The sequence below is a fragment of the Azospirillum sp. NS33 genome (assembly GCF_059703765.1).
In genome coordinates, this window is the sequence record NZ_BAAKJB010000032.1 from 1 (window position 1) to 18565 (window position 18565).

Below are 18565 nucleotides of genomic sequence, written 5' to 3' on the forward strand. Positions count from 1 at the left end.
CACCTACGGCGGCCAGGGCGGCACCGGCGCCGGCGGCAGCGGCGGCGGCGGGGCGGCGCTGGGCGGCGCCGTCTTCGTGCGCGACGGCGGCACCCTCACCCTCACCGACGGCGACTTCACCGGCACCTATTCGGTCACCGGCGGCACCACGGCGGGCACCGGCGGCGCCACCGCCGGCCAGGCCCACGGTTCGGTCATGTACCTGGACGGCACCGCCACGACGACGCTGAGCATCGCCGGCGGCACCACCCGCACCATCGCCGCAAGCGACGCCATCGCCGGCAATGGCACGCTCGCCAAGGCGGGGGCGGGCACGCTGGTGGTGTCCGGCGCCAATTCCAGCTTCACCGGCACCGCCAGCGTCTCGGCCGGCCTCCTGTCGGTGACCGGCACGCTGGCGGGCGGTGCCACCGTCGCCTCGGGCGCCGCGCTGGGCGGCTCGGGCAGCGTTTCCGGTGCGGTCAGCGTCGCCTCGGGCGGCACCCTGGCACCGGGCAGCAGCGCCGGGCGGATCTCCACCGGCAACCTGTCGCTGGCCGCCGGTGCCACCCTCTCCATGGAGATCGACGGCGCCACCGTGGCCACCCTCTACGACCAGGTGTCCGTCACCGGCACCGTCGACCTCACCGGCGCCACGCTGGCCACCGACTTCGGCTACACCTCGACAACGGGGTCGAGCTTCATCCTCATCGCCAATGACGACACCGACCCGGTGACCGGGACGTTCAGCGGCCTCGCCGAAGGCGCCACCTTCCAGACCGCCGGCCGCCACTACCGCATCACCTACCTCGGCGGCACCGGCAACGACGTGGTCTTGAGCGACATCGGCCCGACCACGCCGACCCTGTCGGGCTACGCCGACGACACCGGCACGACCGGCGACTCCCGCACCGCCGACACCACGCCGACGGTGACCGGCACGTCCGCCGTGGGCGCCACGGTCATCCTGTTCGCCGACGGCACCGCCGCCGGCACCGCCACCGCCGACGGGACCACCGGCCTGTGGACCATCACCGCCGGCACCCTGGCCGAGGGGCTGCACTCCCTGACCGCCCGGGGGGTGGAGGGGGGGCTGACCTCGGCCGCCTCCTCGGCCCTGGCGGTGACCATCGACACCACGCCGCCCGACGCGCCGGCCGGGCTGGCCATCGTCGCCGCGTCGGACGGGGGCGACACCGGCGACGGGGTGACCAACACGACCGCACCGGGCATCTCCGGCGTCATCCCCAACGCCGGTGGGCCCGACCGGGTGCCGGTCATCCTCTACGACGGCGGGACGGCCATCGGCACGGTCACCGCCGATGTCGCCGGCAGCTGGACGATCACCAACGCCTCCCTGGCCGAGGGCGCCCACACCCTCACGGCGCGCACCTGGGACACCACCGACAACACCTCGGCCGCCTCCTCGCCGCTGCTGATCACCATCGACACCACCGGGCCGACCCTGGCCGGCGGCGCCCCCGCCCCGGGCTCGAGCACCGCCACGGTCGGCCAGAACATCGTCCTCACCTTCTCCGAGGCCATGGCGGCGGGCACGACGGCACCGACGGCGGCTCTCTACCGCGCCGCCGGCGACACGCTGGTGGAGAGCTTCGACCTGTCCACCGGGGTCGGCGGCGGGGGCGGCAGCGCCGTGGTCGCCGGCACCACGGTCACCCTCAACCCCGGCGCCGACCTCGACCTGTCCACCCCGTACTATGTCCAGATCGGCGCCACCGCCCTGCGCGATGTCGCCGGCAACGTCTTTGCCGGGATCTCAGACACCACCACCTACGCCTTCACCACCGCCGCGGCCCCGCCGCCGCCGCCGGACAGCGGGGGTGGCACCACGACGGTGACGACGCCGGTTCTGGGCAGCCAGGTCACCGTCACCTCGTCCACCACCACCAACGCCACCGTCGATGGCGTCGCCGTCCAGCAGCAGCGGCTGACCACCAGCACCGGCGTGGTGGTGGAGATCGTCGAGGTGCCCGTGGTGACGGACGGCCGCGCCGAACAGGTCGGCACCACGCCCCAGGCCGACATCCCGCTGGCCAGCAACGCCACCTCCGGCCAGACCGTGCTCCAGGCCAGCGTGCCCGCCGGCGTCGGGTTGCGCGTCGAGGGCACGTCGGGCACCCAGACCCCGGCCGGGGCGCTGACCGGTCTGATCCAGGCCATCCAGGCCCGCACCACCACCCAGCCCGCCGAGCAAGGCGCCATGGCCGGGGTGGGCCAGAGCTTCCTCGGCGCCCTGCCGGCCGACGCCAACCTGCTGGTGCGCACGATCGTCCCCACGGTGGCGACCGGCACCACGGCCGTCGCCGGCACCCTGCGAATCACCGGCAACACGCCGGCCGGCTCGGCCGCCCAGGAGGCCCTGGTGATCGACGCCACCGCCCTGCCGTCGGGCACCGTCATCGCGCTGGACAACGTCTCCTTCGCCGCGGTGGTCGGCGCGGTGCGGGTCACCGGCGGGGCGGGATCGCAGGTGGTGGTGGGCGACGGCACCGCCCAGTACGTCGTGCTGGGCGCCGACGACGACACCTTGCGCGGCGGCGGCGGTGACGACTATGTCGGCTCGCGCGAGGGCGACGACGTGCTGTTCGGCGACGCCGGCAACGACACGGTGGAGGGCGGCGTCGGCAACGACGCCCTCTACGGCAACCTCCAGGCCGACCTGCTCTACGGCAACGCCGGCACGGACACCCTGTTCGGCGGCCAGGACGGCGACACCCTCTTCGGCAACCTCGACACCGACGTGGTCTACGGCCAGCTCGGCGCCGACGTGCTGTACGGCAACAAGGGGGCCGACACCCTGTTCGGCGGCCAGGCGGACGACACCCTGTTCGGCGGCCAGGACGGCGACCTGGTCTACGGTGGGGCCGGCAACGACGTGCTGGACGGCAACCAGGGCCCCGACACGCTGTGGGGCGGAGAAGGGGCCGACACCTTCGTGGTCCGCACCCCGGCCGAGGGCGGCGACACCATCGCCGACTTCGCGACCGGGACCGACACCCTCAGGGTGATCAGCGCCAACTTCGGCAGCCTCCCCGTCGGCACGCTGGCGGCCGGCCACTTTGCGCTCGGCGCCCCCGGCGATGCCGACGACTGGTTCGTCTTCGACACCACCACCGGCACCCTGTCCTTCGACGCCGACGGCAGCGGCGCCGGGGCCGCCGTCACCATCGCCACCTTGAACGTCCGCACCCTCGGTCACACCGACATCACCGTGGTGGCGGGATAGGGGCCGGAGGCGCCCGGGCCCGGTGTCGGCGCATCGAGGCCCGGCTTTGCCGGTGGCCGCGGTGCGGTCCCCGGTGCGCATGGGAACGCCGCTTTGTGATGGCGACGGGCCTTGTATACTGGCGGTGCCGGCGGGGTGGCCGCCGGTCAGCGACGAACGAATGGCCCGCTTCGAAAGGCTCATGAACAGGCTGTCGGGCATCCGCACCCGGTTCGTCCTGTTTGCGCTGTCGGCGCTCCTGCTCGCGGGGGCCGGACCGGCACGCGCCGACAGGACGCTGGACCTCTTCGACGGCCCCGTTGCGGCGGCGGGCCACATGGCGATGATGCTCGATCCGGAAAACCGCCTGGGCATCGCGGAGGTGGCCGCCGCCGCGCGCGGGGACGCCTTCACGCCGCTTCCGGGCGCGGTGCAGGCCGGGTACACCCGGGCGACGGTGTGGGTGCGATTGCCGGTGCGCCGCGTCGGTGACGCGACCCCGGTGTGGTGGATGGCGGTCGAGCCGCCCTATCTCGACGAGGTCACACTCTTCACACCCGACGGGCGGGGCGGGTGGGCGGCCCAGCGCGGTGGCGACACGCTGCCGGTGGCGACCATGGCGGTCCCCTTCCGGTTGCCGGTGTTTCCCGTGGCGCTGCCGGAGGGGCGCGCGGTCACCCTCTACCTCCGCCTGCGCAGCACCAGCACCGTCACCGCCGAGCCGATGTTCTACCCGCCGGAGCGGCTGCCGCACGCGGCGTCGGCGCAGGCGCTGTTCGCCGGCGGGCTCCTGGCGATCTACCTGGCCATCACCCTGAACATCATCTATTACACGCGCCTGCGCGATCTGCTCTACGCCTCCTACTGCGGGTGGATGGTCAGCAACGGGCTGGCGTTCCTGGGCGTGTTCGGCTATGCGCACGAGTTCCTGGCCGACGCGGGCGTTTCGGCGACGTGGCTGCAGCAGACGGCGGCGGTGGCGGCCCTGCTGATCGGCACGGCCTTCGTGTCCCGGTTGCTCTACCTGCGCCGCAACCGGCCCCGCTTCGCCCTGCTCTACACGGTGGCGTTCTGGATCGCCGCCGGCTGTCTGGTCGTCACCATGGCCGGCCACTACGCCGATGTCGTGATCGTCGTGAACACCATGGGCGTCCTGCTGGGGCTGCTCGCGGTCGGCCTGTCGGTCGATCTGGCGCTCAGCGGGTTGCGGCCGGCCTGGCTCTACGCCCTTGCCTTCGCCGCGCACCCCGTCGGGCTGGTGCTGGGCACCCTGCGCAACGTCGGCCTGCTGGCGCCCGGCCTGTTCGTCGACAACACCTACGCCGCCGCCTCGCTGATCAACGCGCTGGTGCTGGCGGCCGGGTTGCTCGACCGCCTCAACATGGACGCGCGGACCCGGTTGGAGGTCCAGCAGCAGGCGCTGGACAGCGCGCTGCGCCAGGGGCGCGAGCTGGAAACGCGGATCGCGGCGACCGAACAGGCCCTGCATCGCAGCGAGGCCCTGTTCGACTCGCTCGCCCTGGCGGCGCCGGTTCCGCTGCTGGTCGCCGAGGCCCGGGATGGCGCCATCCTGTTCGCCAACGACAGCGCGACCCGGTTGCTGGACGTGCCGGCCGACCACACCGCCGGTCGCGCGGCGCTCGACAGCGTGCTCCCGCCCGCCGAGCTGGAGCGGTTGGCGGCCGCCTTGGAGGGGCATGAGGCGGTGCCGGCGCTGGAGGCGGCGGTGCGGGGGCGTGGCGGCAATTCCCTGTGGACCGTGCTGACCGCAGCGCGGGTGCATTTCAGGGGCGTTCCGGCGCTGCTGATCGGCATCAACGACATCACCAGCCGACGCCACCTCGAGCGCGCGCTGATCGAAGCGCGCAACGAGGCCGAGGAGGCGCTGGCGCTGGAGCGAATCCGCCTGCGGGAGCAGCGCCAGCTGATCGCCACCGCCGCGCACGAGTTCAAGACCCCTCTGGCCGTCATCGATCGCGCCGCACAGATGGTGCAGTTCGACCTTGGCGCCCCTGAGGATCGGATCGCCAGCCGGTTGCAACTGGTGCGCGACAGCGTGCAGCGGCTGCGTGGCATCGTCGACGGGTTCCTTGCCGATGCGGCCCTGGAGGAGGGCCGCCTGCCGGTCGCGCTCCGGCGGATCGACCTCGTTCCCCTGGTGGAACGCGCCGTCGCGTTGCTGGACGCCCGCCTGCCGCCGCGCAGCGCCCGCTGCCGCCTGCCATCCGAAGGGTTGAGCTGCGCGGTGGACGGGTCCCTGCTGTCGATCATTCTTGACAACATTCTCGACAACGCGTGCAAGTATTCGACTGCGGAGAGCGATGTCGAGGTGGCGTTGGCGCCTGCCGGAGACGGAACGGCCGACCGCGTGGTGCTGACCGTGGCCGACCGGGGGATCGGCATTCCTGCGGAGGAGATGGAGCGGGTGGGAACGCGCTTCTTCCGGGCGTCCAACACCGCCGGCACCATCGGAACCGGCCTCGGGCTCAGCACGGCCCGGCACCTGCTCGCCCTGCAGAACGGGACCCTGGGGATCGCCCGAAGGCCTGGGGGAGGCACCGTCGTGGAGATCCGTCTGGGCGGCATGAACACCGGCTCGGGTGCGTCGTGATGAGCCCCGCCGGTGCCGCCGTCCTGGTGGTCGAGGACGAGGTGTTCCTGCGCACCTCTCTGGTCGAATTCCTCAATGCGCGGGGCTACGACGCGGTGGGGGCCGAGACCCGGGGCGCGGCGGAGCGGCTGGTGTCGGAGCGGACCTTTCGCGTCCTGCTGATCGACGTGAACCTGCCGGATGGCAACGGCCTGGCGCTGGCCCGCCGGGTGCGGGACCGGGCCGAGGCCACGGGCATCATCGTCCTGACGGCGCGTGGCACCGTCGCCGACCGGGTGGTCGGACTCGACAGCGGTGCCGACGCTTATCTCGTCAAGGACGCCGATCTGCTGGAGATCGACGCCACCATCCGCAGCGTGGTGCGCCGCCTGCCGGCGGCGGTGGAGGCCGAAGCCGCCGCGCCGCCGGCGACGGACGCAGCGGCGCTCTGGACCCTGGGCGCCGACCGGCCGGTGCTGCGCACCCCGTGCGGCACGACGGTGCGCCTGACCGCCAGCGAGCACGCCTTTCTCTCGGCCCTGCGACAGCGGCCGGGAGAACCGGTGGCGCGCGAGGACATCGCCGTCACCATGAACCGCCTGCCCGACTGGACCCTGCGGAACCTGGACTCCCTGGTGCGCCGCCTGCGCAGCAAGCTGCGCGACAGCGGCGGACCGCCGCTGCCGGTCCGCATGGTCTATGGCTGGGGGTACTGCCTGGACGGCCAGTGGGGCGAGGCGCCGTGAGCCGCCCCTCCCTTGCCGGCGGACATCGGAACGGTTGAACCGGGGACGGCCGTCCTTCGGCCCCGCCCCCTCCTTTCGGGTGGTGCCGGGCGGGGCCTTGATGGCGGATTTTCCGAACAATCAGTATAAAGAACGATACGCCCCGGGAGGACCCCCATGACCCGCACCGCCAGGCGCTGGTACTTCAACAAACGCCCCGTCGCCGGCTTGGAGCCGGACACCCTGGTCCTGCGCGAGGAGCCGGTGCCGGATCTGCACGAGGGCGAGATCCTCGTGCGCACCGTCTACATGTCGCTGGACGCCACCAACCGGGTGTGGATGAGCGACTGGGACATCTACATGGAGCCGGTCCGCCCCGGCGAGCCCATGCGCGGCTTCGTCGTCGGCGAGGTCGTCGCCTCGCGCAACGACGCCTTCCCCGAGGGCGCCATCGCCGCCGGGCTGCACACCTGGTCGGACTGGTTCGTCACCGACGGGGCCGGCTTCGTGCTGTGGCCCGACATCGAGGGGCTGGACCTCGCCGAGGCGTTCGGCATCCTCACCGTGGCCGGCCCCACCGCCTGCCACGGGCTGCTGGAGATCGGCCAGCCCGCGCCCGGCGAGACCGTCCTGGTCTCGGCCGCCGCCGGTGCCGTGGGCTCGCTGGTCGGCCAGATCGCCAGGATCAAGGGCTGCCGTGCCGTGGGGATCGCCGGCTCCGACGAGAAATGCCGTTGGCTGACCGAGGAGCTGGGCTACCACGCCGCGGTCAATTACCGCGCCGGCGACCTGGTGGACAACCTGCGCCGTGCCTGCCCCGACGGCGTCGACGTGCTGTTCGAGAACGTCGGCGGCGACTGCCTCGACGCCGGCTTGACGGTGATGAACGATTTTGGCCGCGTGGTGATCTGCGGCCTGATCTCGACCTACAACGTGGCCGGGCCGGTGCCCGGCCCGGCCATGTTCCGCAACACCATCATGCGCCGCCTGCGCATCCAGGGCTTCGTCATCCTCGACCATTTCGACCGCTATCCGGAGATGCAGCAGGCCCTGGTCGGCTGGATGCGCGCGGGCGATCTGAAATACCGCCTGCACATCGTCGACGGGCTGGAGATGGCGGCCGACGCCCTCAACCTGCTGTACACCGGCGGCAACAACGGCAAGCTGATGGTCCGCATAGGGCCAGACCCGAAACCGGCGCAACGGCACATGGCACCGTCCCTGAGCGGGTATTGAGTCAGTAATTCTCACGCATAATGTCGCGCTGAACATTGTTCGTGACACGGATTGCAAGTCAATCCGCGATGAGCCATGCTCGATGACACAAAAACGGAACGTGGAATGGTTCCTGTGCCGCGGGGGAGGCGGCGGTCCATGCTGAATGCGGCCATGATGGATGACTCGGGGGTGGACGACGGGGGGATGGGAGACCGGGGCGGCGGCGGATGGCGGGTGGCGGGCGGCGGTTTCGTCGGCCCGACCCGCGGGGTCGGCGGCGTGCGCTATTCCGATCTGTCCATTCCGCGGCGCCAGCAGCTCCGCCGTCTGCTGCGCAACCCGCTGGCCCGGTTGATCGTCATCCAGGGGCCCGCCGGCTTCGGCAAGACCACGCTGCTGCGCCAGTATTGCGACCATCGTGCCGCCGCGGGCGGCAAGGTCGCGTGGATCCATATGGAGGCGCACGCCGCCGATCCCAGCCATCTCGTGCGCATGCTGTGCGGGGCGGCCGAGGAGCAGGCCGCCGGGGAGGGTGCCTGCAGCGGTTCCGGTGGCTCCTCGGTGCAGGACTTCGCCGCCGCCGCGCGGCGCCTGCCGCGCCACAGCGTGTTCGTCATCGACAACCTGGAACAGGCGAGCCATCCCGGCCTCGACGCCGTGTTCACGCAGCTGGTGCGCCTGCTGCCCGAGGGCGTCCAGCTCTGCCTGTCCACGCGTACGGTGCCGTCCATCAACCTGCCGCGCATGACCCTGCGCGAGCAGGCGGTGGTGGTGACCGCCGACGACCTGCGGTTCGGCCTCGGCGAGACCAGCGAGTTCCTGCGCGAGTTCCGCAGCCTGAGCATCGGCGAGGTGGAGTCGCTGCACCGCGCCACCGACGGCTGGCCGGCGGCGCTGCAATGCGTGCGCCTGTGCCTGCGCAACGGCCGGCTGCGCCGGGGTGTGGCCCTGACCTCCGGCGGCATGACGCCGGAGCTGATCGACTTCCTGACCACCAGCGTCTTCGAGGGGCTGTCCGAGGACATGCAGGAGACGCTGCTGCGCGCCTGCATCCCCGAGCGCATTTGCCCCGACCTTCTGGCGGCGATCGCCGGGGGCGGGGCGGGAAGCGAGCTGCTGGCGCGCATCGAGCAGTCGGGGCTGTTCCTGACCCGCACCGACTCCGCGTCGAAATGGTACCGCTTCCACAACGTGTTCCGGCAGTTCCTGCTGTCGCGGGTGCGCGACGAGATGCGCCCGGACGAGCTGACCGCCATCCACCGCCGCAGCGCCGCCTGGTTCGCCCACAACGGCTACCTGGACGAGGCGATCCTGGCCTGGCTGGAGGCCGGCGAGGCCGACATTGCGGCCGAACTGCTGTCGCGCATCATCGACCGGCTGGTGGCGGAGGAGCGGCTGGCGATGATCTGCCGCTGCGTCAACAAACTGCCCAGCGCCGTCCTGGAACGCCACGACGCCGTGCTCAACGCCGCGGTCATCGCCTATTCCTTCCGCCGCGAGTTCCGCCGGGCCGAGCAGTTGCTCGACCTGCGCCGGCGCTTCCTGGAGCGGACGTCGGCGGACCGCGCCGACTGGGGGACCTACAATTTTCCGCGGATGTTCGTGCTGGCCGCCCAGGACCGGGTGGCCGAGATGGACGCGGTGGCGACCGAGACCCTGGGCCTGCTGACCCCGGCCGATGGCTTCAAGTACGCGGTCGCCCTCAACGCTCACGCCTACCACCTTTGCAGCCTCAGCCGCTTCGAGGAGGCGCGCGCCGCCCTCCAGCAGGCGCGGCCGCTGCACGACGAGGCCGGCAGCCTGTTCGGCCAGGCCTATCAGGAGAGCATCGCCAGCACCGTGCTGAGTGCCCGCGGGCGGATCAAGGACGCCGCCCGGGCGTTGCGCACGGCGTTGCAGCGGGTCGAGGAGGCGGGCACCGGCATCGCCGCCGGGGCCGTCCTCGGCGCCTATCTCGCCGAGGCGCTCTACGAGCAGAACCACGTGGAGGAGGCGGAGAGCCTGCTCGACGACTATGCGCCGACGGTGGAGCAGCAGGCCATCGTCGATCCCCTGTCGGTGGCCTTCCTCACCGCCGCGCGCATCGCCCTGACGCGCACGGACGGCGCCGGCGCGGAGGAGGTGCTGGAGCGGGCGATCTATCTCGGCCACCGCCACGGTTTGCCGCGCGCCGTCGGCTATGCCCGGGCGGAGCTGTGCCGCATGGCGACGCTCGCCGGCGATCTGGAGGCGGCGGGCAAGCACCTGGCGCTGATCGCCCCCAGCACCGAATCCGACGGCGACGTGCTGTTTCACGCCAGCGAGGCGGAAGCCTGCACCGTCACCCGTGCGCGCTATCTGATCGCCGCCGACCGCCACGCCGAGGCGCGCGCCCTGCTGCAGGGCCAGATCCGCCAGGCGCGGCTGCGCCAGCGCCAGCGCCGGCTTCTCAAGCTGAGCCTGTTGCAGGCGGTGTCGCTCAACGCCTCGGGTGAGACCAACGCGGCGCGGCGCGCCCTGATCGTCGCCCTGGAGATCGGTGCGGAGGGTGCGTTCGTCCGCTCCTTCCTCGACGAGGGCCCGGCGGCCATCCGCCTGCTCAAGGAAACCCGCAGCGCCCTGCCGCGCATGCCCGACCTGCCGCGCAAGGACCTGGTCGTCTCCCACATCGACCGCCTGCTGCAAGAGGGCGACGCGGCCATTCCCGTGGTGCCCGAGGAAAGCGGGCTTTACGAGGACGACGGCTTCTCTCCGCAACTCTTCGAGCAGCTCACCGAGCGCGAGCGGAACATCCTGAAGCTGGTCGCCGGCGGATTCTCCAACCGGGCGCTGGCCGAGCGTCTCTCGGTGTCCGAGAACACGGTGAAGTGGCACATGCGCAACATCTTCGAGAAGCTGCAGATCAAGAACCGCATGCAGGCGGTCCTGGTCGCCCGTCACTTCGGGCTCATCGACGGCTGAGCGCGGCCGGTCCCGCGGCGCGGTGGGGACGGCCCGGCCGGCCGACCATGGCGCGGGCCGGACGGTGCTGCCATACTCGGCATCGGCGAGCGGGCGGGTGGGACCTCCCCGGCGGGTGGGGGGCCGGGCCGCCGACCACGCGCGCAGGCAGCGGGGGAGGGCGCCATGGAGCGTGTGCCGGACAGCGCCGCCGGTTTCGGCCGGGGCCGACGGGTCACGGCGGCGTACGTGGCCGCCCAGGCGCTGCTGGCGGCGCTGGCGAGCCTCGCCGCCGGCGGCGCCGGCGTGCTGCTGATCGTCGTCGGCTTCGCCGGCACCATCCTGGACGCCAACGGCGTGTTCGACGCCCCCGCGGCGGAGCGGGAGGCGGCGTTCGGCGCGGTGCTGGCGGCGGCGCCGGGCCTCTGGCCGGCGCTCGGCCTCACCACCCTGTCGGTGGCGCTGCTGTTCGTCCTGTCGGCGCTGGTCGGCCTGCTGCGCCACCGGCGCCGGGCGCGGGCGCCGCGGGTCCGGCGGCTCGATCAGCCCGCCTTCGTCGACCCGCTGCCGCCCGGCCTGCGCGACCGTCCGGTCTGGTTCAGCCCGGCGGCGACCCTGGTCGAGGCCGGCGCGATCCTGCTGTGCGGGCGCGACGTCAAGCGCGCCCAGGACGGCCGTGGCTACCGCTACGTCCTGTGGCACGAATGGCACCACGCGGCCACCGGCGACACCGGCTGGACCTTTCTCGCCAACACGCTCGGCCGCATCGTGGCGGTCGTGGTGGCCGGCGTGCTGGCGCTCGCCGTCACCGTCGTGACGCCGCTGACCTGGGCGCCCGGCGCCCTCCTGCCGCTGATCCTTGTCGGGGTCGCGGCGGCCCTGTTCGTGCCGTTCTACCGCTGGAGCGCCAGCCCGCAGGCGGCGCACGGGCAGCTCAAGGAGCTGCTGGCCGACGCCTTCGCCGACGCGCGGAGCGGGGAGGGCGCCGCGGTGGTGTACGACGCCGGCCACGGCCGCGCCGCCTCCCCCTATCTGGGTCCCGACGGCGGCGTGCCGACCCCCGGCGAGCGGCTGTGGTTCCTGGCCCATCGCGGCACCGACCGGGCGGTCGTGCTGTGCGCCGGGCTGCTCGCCAACTGGCTGGTGCTGCGCCTGGTCTGCGTCGTGGCGTCCGGGCCGCTCGGTCTGCCCGGGCTGGTGGCGATGCAGGCGCTGGACGCGGCGCTGGCGGTGCCGCTGACCGTGCTGCTGGTGGACGCGGCCCGGATCGGCGCGCCGCCGCGCGCCCTCACGGGATGGCTGCTGGTGGCCACGCCGGCGGCGGTGCTTCTGGGCCTCCACGGCCCGCTCCTGCTGGCCATGCGGTCGGAGATGGCGGGGGCCCTGGCGCCGGCCGGCGTCCCCGGGGCGGCGCTGGCCGGGCTGCTGGCCCCGGTGGTGCCGGCGGCGCTGACGCTGGCGCTGCTGGTCGTTGTGCTGGCCCGCCGCACGGCGCGGGCGGCGCCGCGGCGGCGGACCGCGGGCGGGGCCGGCGGCCACCCGGCCCCGGCGGCCGGGTGGCCGCGCCGGCTGGTCCGCATCGCCGGTGTGGTCGGTGCGGTGCAGTCCTGGGCCGTGCTGCTGGTGGGCGGTGTGCCCCTGGGCTACGCGGTGCTGGCGAGCGTCGTGGCGGGGCACCGCCCCTCCGCCTCCGACCTCGCCGGGCTGGCCGCCAGTGCCGTGCTGGTCGCCCTCGCCGTCGCCAACCTGATGCAGGCGAAGCGGGCGCCCGGGGCGCGGAGGGCGTGGACGCTGCTCGGCGAGGCGCTGGGATTCGCCGTGGTGGTGGCGGGCGTCGCCTACACCGTCGGCGTGATGGACCGGGTGCTGGCCGAGGGCGGGGCGCAGGCCTTCGGCGACGCGGCTGCGCTGGCGACGCGGATGAACGCGGCGCTGGCGGAGCTGCGGCCGGACGTGATCGCCACCGCGCTGCGGGCGGCCCTGCCGACCCTGGGCGTGGGGGCGGTGCTCTACGGGTTGCGCTGGTGGGCGCTCAAGCGGCCGTTGCAATCGTGACGCCGGCAGGGCATACGGGAAGGGCCGCAAGGGAGGGGGGCCACCATGGCGAGCCGTGATGAGATCGTCACCGCGACCGCGGATCTGGTGGGGGCGTTCGTCGCAACCTGCGCGCCCGAGGAGGTGAGCACGTTCGAGCTGGTCGGCGCCGCGGAGGTCGAGGCGGCGGGGCAGGGCGGCGACGTCCTGGAAGACCCGCGCATGGGCGACGCCGCCGACCTGCTGTACCAGATCGCCATCGGCATCGCCGCGCCGATGATCCACGACGCCGCCAAGCGGGGCATCCAGCTCACCAAGCCGCGTCTCGCCGACGCGCTGTTGCCGCCGCTGACCCGCGAGGTGGAGCGGCTGCGCCCTCTGGGGCCGAGCCGCCGGCTGGTGGTGGCCGACGGCCTGTGCGCGGTGCTGACCACCTGGCGCGCCCCGGAGTCTCCGCCGGGCTGAGGCCCGCGCCCGGGCGCCGGATTCGCTCGGGCGCCCGGTTGGTTCAGGCGTTCAGTTCGTTCAGACGCTGGCGCACCGCCTTCTCGCGCAGGCGATCGGCGCGGGCGTCGGTCCAGGCGTCGCCGCAGGCGGCGCAGGTGGTGACGGGGACGTGCACGTCGACGGTCGACATCAGCACGTCGCCGGGCCCGTAGGGAAAGCGCACAGCCTGCACCTCGACGCTGTGGTGGAGATCAAGGCTCCCGCACTTGGGACATTCCTTGTCGATCGGTTCCCCGAAACCCCTGGTCGGCATCGCGTGCGACTTCCCTTGCTGCGCTGAAACGAAACGGTCATTGAGCCGTGGAAACTGGCAGACGCCCGCGGCCACGGCAAGCCCCATCCCCATCCAGGGCTATCGGATTCGCCCGGGAAGACGGGCGAGGAGTCAAACTGAAGTGCCACAGGTTCCCGGCAGGGTAGATTGAGGTCGTCCCGGTAGCCCACAGGCTTGATCCGGCGCCCCCCACAGCCAAGGCGGATCAAGCCTGTCGACCCACCGGGGCCGGCGCCGCCGGGCGATGTCGTTGTCCGTCACACAGTGGTAGCCGCGGTAGTCCTGGCGCCAGCCGTTCTCCCCCGACACGCATGTGTGTTGCACGATAAGATATATTATGGAAATTAAAAAGGGTCAGGCGCCGAAACCGCGCGACAGCGCCAGGTCGATGGCGTTCAGCACGGTCTCGCCGTCGTCGGCGAGCGAGGCCACGGCCTCGCCGAAGGCGCGGCGGGGGTAGCTGGCGAGGTCGAGCACGGCCAGCGCCACCGCGCGGTCCTCCAGGGTGAAGACCGGGACCAGGGACCCGAGGTCGGGCGGCAGGGCGTCGCGCAGCACCAGCGGGATCGCCAGCCGCCGGTCGAGGCGGCGGAAGGCGTTGGACTGGACCACCAGCAGGTAGGGCGCGGTGGCCTGGCCGCGCCCGAGGAATCGGTGGACGTCGAACTGCGCCAGCATCGCCCCGCCCCGCCCGGCCGCGTCAGAGGTCCAGGTACTCGTCGGCCGGCGAGCCGTGGCGGGCGTGGTAGGCGTTCCAGCCGTCGACCGCCCGGTCGATCTGCCCTTGCAGCCGGTCGCGCTGGCGTGCCGCCACCTCGGCGCTCAGGCGGTCCTCCAGGAAGGCCGACACGTTGATGCCGAGCTCCCGCGCCTTGGCCATGAGGTCCTCGTTGACGCTGAGGTTGGTGGGCCGCTTGCGCGCGCCCATGTCGTACCCGATCGCCGCCATCGCCGCCTCCGTCGCACCCGTCATGCGCATGATGTCGTGCGCATGACGGGTGCGTCAAGGGCGCCGGTGCCGGCGCCGGTTCCGGCCGTGCCGCCAGCCGGAGACGGCCCGCCCCCGCCCGCCCCTCACCGCCCCCCGCCGATGCCCCGCTTCAGTTGCAGGACGTAGGTGATGACCTCGGCCACCGCCTGGTAGTGCTGCAGCGGGATGGTCTGGTCGACCTCGGCGGTGGCGAACAGGGCGCGGGCGAGCGGCGGGTTCTCGACGATCGGCACGCCGTTCTCCTCGGCCACCGCGCGGATGCGCAGCGCCACCAGGTCGGCCCCCTTGGCCAGGCAGATCGGCGCGGGCGTGCGGCCGCGCTCGTACTCCAGGGCGACCGCGAAGTGGGTGGGGTTGGTGACCACCACGGTCGCGCGCGGCACCGCGGCCATCATCCGCTTCTTGGAGCGCGAGCGGCGGATCTCGCGCAGCCGGGCGCGGACATGGGGGTCGCCCTCGACCTGCTTGTGCTCGTCCTTGACCTCCTGGAAGCTCATGCGCAGGCGGCGGCGCCATTCCAGGCGGTTCCACAGCACGTCCACCGCGGCCATCAGCACGGTCGCCAGCAGCACCGCCAGCAGCAGGCGCAGCGTCACATCCCGCAACAGCTCCGGCAGCCCGGCGACGTCCATGCCCACCGCTTCCTCCGTCCATCCGATGTAGGGCGACACCGCGAACCACGCGGCGGCGCTGATGATGCCCAGCTTGACCAGGCTCTTGACGAACTCCACCACCGCCTGGCGCGAGGCGATGCGCTTCCACCCCGACGCCGGCGACAGGTTCGACAGCTTGGGCTGGATGCGGTGGGTGGCGAAGCGGAACGGCCCCTGCCCCAGCGCCGACGCCACCACCCCGGCCACCAGCACCCCCAGCACCGGCAGCAGCGCCGTCCCCACCCCGACCAGGAGCCAGCTCAGCCGGTGGACCACGCCGACCGCGCCGCCGTCGAGGCGGATGTCCGCCGGATTCTCGATCAGCGGCAGCAGCACCATGGCCAGCTCGGACATGGCGCCGGGCGCCACCATCAGCACGATCATCGTCGCCGCGGCGACACCGGCCAGCAGGCCGACGTCGCGGGCGCGCGGCACGTCGCCCTTCTCCGCCGCCTCGCGCAGGCGCTTCTCGGTCGGCTCCTCGGTCTTCTGGTCGTCGTCCTGCTCCGCCACGGCGCCGCCCTACCGTGCGTAGAGCCAGGCGCCGAGGGCGTCGACGAAGCCGCTCAGCATCGCCGCCGAGGCCACCATGAAGACGCCGAGCCCGGCCAGCAGCAGGACCGGCGTGCCGACGAAATAGACCGGCATCCCCGGCATCACCCGGTTGATCAGGCCCAGCGCCAGGTTGAGCACCAGGCCGAACATCAGGAACGGCGCCGCCAGCCCGACGCCGAGGCGGAAGGTCGCCGCCACCAGCTCGGCGAAATGGCGGGCCAGGGCGCCGGTGTCGGGGAACAGGCCGACCGGCCAGGTGACGTAGGAGCGCGCCAGCGCGCCGACCATGAGGTAGTGGAGGTCGGAGGCGAACAGCATGGCCAGCCCGCCGATCAGCAGCACGCCCGACAGCACCGAGCCGCCCTCGAACCCGCCGGCGTCGATGGCGAAGGGGTTGCTGAGCCCCATGGTCTGGGCCGCGAGCGCCCCGGTGACCTGGAGCGCCGCCAGGAACAGCTTGGCCCCCAGGCCGAGGAAGGCGCCCACCAGCAGCTCGCCGGCGAACAGGCCCAGCAGCTCCGCCGGCTCTGCCGGCATGGTCTCGGGCAGCCCCTCCACCGCGGGCAGCAGGACCAGCGCCACCACCACCGCGATGGCCAGGCGCGAGCGCACGGGCACCGCGGACTCGCCGAAGCCCGGCAGCGCCGCCACCGCGGCCGCCACGCGCACGAACACCAGGAAGGCCTGGAACACCTCCCGGGTCAGCAACGCCGCCAGGGGGTTGGCCGCCAGGTCGGTCACGCCGTCCATCGCCGCCTCACACCTGGTCGATGGTCTTCAGCGCCGCCTTGCGGTGCAGCTCCGCATGGCTCAGCACCGGGGTCATCGGGCTGACCCGCTCCAGAAGCGAGCGCACGAAGGGCCGCACCTCGGCGCTGACCAGCAGGGCCGGCCACACCTGCGGCGTGGCGTGCTTCTGGATCTTCAGGCGCAGCGCCGTCAGGAACTCCTGCACCAGGCTGGGCGGCATGGCGAAGCGGCGGTCGTCGCCCTCCACCACGATGTTCTCCAGCAGCGCCTGCTCCCAGCGCGGCGACAGGGCGATCACCGGCAGGAAGCCGTCGGGGCCGGTCAGCCCCTGGCAGATCTGCTGCCCCAGGCGGCCGCGCACGTGCTCGGTGATCAGGGTGATGTGGCGGGTCCAGCCCACCGCCTCGGCGACCGCCTCGATGATGACCGGCAGGTTCCGGATCGACACCCGCTCGGCCAGCAGCCCCTGCAGCACCCGCTGCAGCACCACCATGGAGATCTGGCTGGGCACCATGTCGTTGATCAGCTTCTGGTACTCGCGGCCCAGCCCCTCGACCAGCTTCTGCAGGGCGCTGAAGGTCAGCAGCGACGGCAGGTGGTCCTTGATGACCTCGGTCAGGTGGGTGGTGATGACGCTTTCCGGGTCGACCACGGTGTAGCCCTTGGCGACCGCCTCCTCGTGGCGCGACGGGTCGATCCATTTGGCGTTCAGGCCGAAGGTAGGCTCGCGGGTGGTCTCGCCCTGGACGTCGCCGACATCGCCACCGGTCGGGTCGATGGCCAGCAGGTGCTTGGGCCGCACCTCGCCCCTGGCCACCTCCACCCCCATGATGCTGACCACGTAGCTCTTGGGCGCGAGGAAGCTGCTGTCCTTGATGCGCACCGACGGCAGGACGAAGCCGAACTCCACGGCGAAGCGCTTGCGCAGGGTCTTCACCTTGCCGGTCAGCGGACCGTTCTTGTTGAGGATCAGCGGCACCAGGTGGTTGCCGACCTCGACCTTGACGTCGTCGACCTTGAGGATGTCCTCGATCGGCTCCTCCGCCGCCGCCTTCTCCGGCGGCTTGCGGCTCTCCTCCAGCTTGGCCAGCGCCTCCTGGCGGGCGCGCACCCGCGGCATGTACCAGCCCAGCACGCCGAAGCCGGTGGCCACCGCCAGGAACGGCACGACCGGCAGGCCCGGCGTCAGGGCGAGGACGGCGAGCAGCCCGCCCGACACCATCAGCGCCTTGGGATGGGCGCCGAGCTGGCCGACCACCGCCTTGTCGGCGGAGCCGGTGTTGCCGCCCTTGGTGACCAGCAGGCCGGCGGCCAGCGACACCACCAGGGCGGGGATCTGGGTCGCCAGCCCGTCGCCGACGGTCAGCGTGGTGTAGGCCGCCGCGGCGTGGCCGAAGCTCATGCCCTGCTGCACCATGCCGATGGCCATGCCGCCCAGCACGTTGATGGCGGTGATGATGAGGCCGGCCACGGCGTCGCCGCGCACGAACTTGGAGGCGCCGTCCATGGCGCCGAAGAAGGTGCTCTCGTCCTCCAGCTCCTTGCGCCGGCGGCGCGCCTCGACGTCGTCGATCATGCCGGCCGAGAGGTCGGCGTCGATCGCCATCTGCTTGCCGGGGATGGCGTCGAGGGTGAAGCGGGCGCCGACCTCGGCGATCCGGCTGGCGCCCTTGGTGATCACCACGAAGTTGATGACCACCAGGATGCAGAAGATCACGACGCCGATGACGAAGTTGCCGCCCATGATGAACTGGCTGAAGCCCTGGATCACGTGGCCTGCGGCGCCGGTGCCGGTGTGCCCCTCGCTGAGGATCAGCCGGGTCGAGGCGATGTTGAGGGCGAGGCGCAGCATGGTCACCACCAGCAGCACCGTCGGGAAGGACGAGAAGTCCAGCGCCTTGGCGATCCACAGGGACACCATCAGGATCAGCACGCTGACCGCGATCGACAGCGTCAGACCGACGTCGAGCAGCCAGGACGGCACCGGCAGGAACAGCACCGCCAGCACCAGCACGATGGCGATCGCGAACAGCACGTCGCGGTTGGCCATGCCGATGTCGCCGAGAACGCCGAAGCGGGTGCGGACGTGTTCGGTGAGGGTCATGGCGTCTGGGTCACTCCAGGAGGGGCCGTGGGAGGCCGGC

At 72.5% G+C, this 18565-nt stretch carries 13 protein-coding genes; 7 read left to right on the forward strand and 6 right to left on the reverse strand.

The window, feature by feature from the left end:
- From AC6H2I_RS23320 to AC6H2I_RS23350, 7 genes are all read left to right on the forward strand, one after another.
- A partial coding sequence (locus tag AC6H2I_RS23320) for a beta strand repeat-containing protein (RefSeq protein WP_497503150.1) occupies positions 1–3226 on the forward strand: 3226 nt, incomplete at its 5' end.
- 181 nt (positions 3227–3407) lie between these two features.
- Positions 3408–5816, forward strand: coding sequence for a sensor histidine kinase (locus AC6H2I_RS23325; protein ID WP_497503151.1), 2409 nt, complete (start codon positions 3408–3410; stop codon positions 5814–5816).
- A complete protein-coding gene (locus tag AC6H2I_RS23330) occupies positions 5816–6541 on the forward strand; it encodes a response regulator transcription factor (protein WP_497503152.1) in 726 nt (241 codons plus the stop codon). Before AC6H2I_RS23325 ends, AC6H2I_RS23330 begins: the two co-directional genes overlap by 1 nt.
- Positions 6542–6697: 156 nt before the next feature.
- Complete coding sequence (locus AC6H2I_RS23335) at positions 6698–7756, forward strand: NADP-dependent oxidoreductase (RefSeq protein WP_497503153.1); 1059 nt, start codon at positions 6698–6700, stop codon at positions 7754–7756.
- 138 nt (positions 7757–7894) lie between these two features.
- Complete coding sequence (locus AC6H2I_RS23340) at positions 7895–10678, forward strand: winged helix-turn-helix domain-containing protein (RefSeq protein ID WP_497503154.1); 2784 nt, start codon at positions 7895–7897, stop codon at positions 10676–10678.
- A 165-nt stretch (positions 10679–10843) separates the two neighbouring features.
- On the forward strand, positions 10844–12712 hold the full coding sequence (locus AC6H2I_RS23345; protein WP_497503155.1) for a hypothetical protein: 1869 nt from the start codon (positions 10844–10846) through the stop codon (positions 12710–12712).
- A 45-nt stretch (positions 12713–12757) separates the two neighbouring features.
- Complete coding sequence (locus AC6H2I_RS23350; RefSeq protein WP_497503156.1) at positions 12758–13156, forward strand: hypothetical protein; 399 nt, start codon at positions 12758–12760, stop codon at positions 13154–13156.
- A 43-nt stretch (positions 13157–13199) separates the two neighbouring features.
- On the opposite strand, the gene AC6H2I_RS23355 is transcribed toward AC6H2I_RS23350, so the two are convergent.
- From AC6H2I_RS23355 to flhA, 6 genes are all read right to left on the reverse strand, one after another.
- On the reverse strand, positions 13200–13451 hold the full coding sequence (locus AC6H2I_RS23355; RefSeq protein WP_497503157.1) for a hypothetical protein: 252 nt from the start codon (positions 13449–13451) through the stop codon (positions 13200–13202).
- A gap of 375 nt (positions 13452–13826) precedes the next feature.
- Positions 13827–14150 carry a CcdB family protein gene (locus AC6H2I_RS23360; protein ID WP_497503158.1) on the reverse strand — a complete coding sequence of 108 codons (324 nt, stop codon included), beginning with the start codon at positions 14148–14150 and terminating at the stop codon, positions 13827–13829.
- Between the two features lie 22 nt (positions 14151–14172).
- On the reverse strand, positions 14173–14445 hold the full coding sequence (locus AC6H2I_RS23365) for a type II toxin-antitoxin system CcdA family antitoxin (protein WP_497503159.1): 273 nt from the start codon (positions 14443–14445) through the stop codon (positions 14173–14175).
- A 101-nt stretch (positions 14446–14546) separates the two neighbouring features.
- Positions 14547–15629 (reverse strand): flagellar biosynthesis protein FlhB, encoded by a 1083-nt coding sequence (gene flhB, locus AC6H2I_RS23370; protein WP_497503160.1) that lies wholly within the window; start codon positions 15627–15629, stop codon positions 14547–14549.
- A gap of 9 nt (positions 15630–15638) precedes the next feature.
- Complete coding sequence (locus AC6H2I_RS23375; protein WP_497503161.1) at positions 15639–16421, reverse strand: flagellar biosynthetic protein FliR; 783 nt, start codon at positions 16419–16421, stop codon at positions 15639–15641.
- A gap of 7 nt (positions 16422–16428) precedes the next feature.
- Positions 16429–18525, reverse strand: coding sequence for a flagellar biosynthesis protein FlhA (flhA, locus tag AC6H2I_RS23380; protein WP_497503162.1), 2097 nt, complete (start codon positions 18523–18525; stop codon positions 16429–16431).
- Positions 18526–18565: the final 40 nt, after the last annotated feature.

Coding starts and splice junctions, on each gene's coding strand:
- AC6H2I_RS23325 (WP_497503151.1), top strand. CDS start 3,408: ATGAACAGGCTGTCGGGCATCCGCACCCGGTTCGTCCTGTTTGCGCTG.
- AC6H2I_RS23330 (WP_497503152.1), top strand. CDS start 5,816: ATGAGCCCCGCCGGTGCCGCCGTCCTGGTGGTCGAGGACGAGGTGTTC.
- AC6H2I_RS23335 (WP_497503153.1), top strand. CDS start 6,698: ATGACCCGCACCGCCAGGCGCTGGTACTTCAACAAACGCCCCGTCGCC.
- AC6H2I_RS23340 (WP_497503154.1), top strand. CDS start 7,895: ATGCTGAATGCGGCCATGATGGATGACTCGGGGGTGGACGACGGGGGG.
- AC6H2I_RS23345 (WP_497503155.1), top strand. CDS start 10,844: ATGGAGCGTGTGCCGGACAGCGCCGCCGGTTTCGGCCGGGGCCGACGG.
- AC6H2I_RS23350 (WP_497503156.1), top strand. CDS start 12,758: ATGGCGAGCCGTGATGAGATCGTCACCGCGACCGCGGATCTGGTGGGG.
- AC6H2I_RS23355 (WP_497503157.1), bottom strand. CDS start 13,451: ATGCCGACCAGGGGTTTCGGGGAACCGATCGACAAGGAATGTCCCAAG.
- AC6H2I_RS23360 (WP_497503158.1), bottom strand. CDS start 14,150: ATGCTGGCGCAGTTCGACGTCCACCGATTCCTCGGGCGCGGCCAGGCC.
- AC6H2I_RS23365 (WP_497503159.1), bottom strand. CDS start 14,445: ATGACGGGTGCGACGGAGGCGGCGATGGCGGCGATCGGGTACGACATG.
- AC6H2I_RS23375 (WP_497503161.1), bottom strand. CDS start 16,421: ATGGACGGCGTGACCGACCTGGCGGCCAACCCCCTGGCGGCGTTGCTG.
- flhA (WP_497503162.1), bottom strand. CDS start 18,525: ATGACCCTCACCGAACACGTCCGCACCCGCTTCGGCGTTCTCGGCGAC.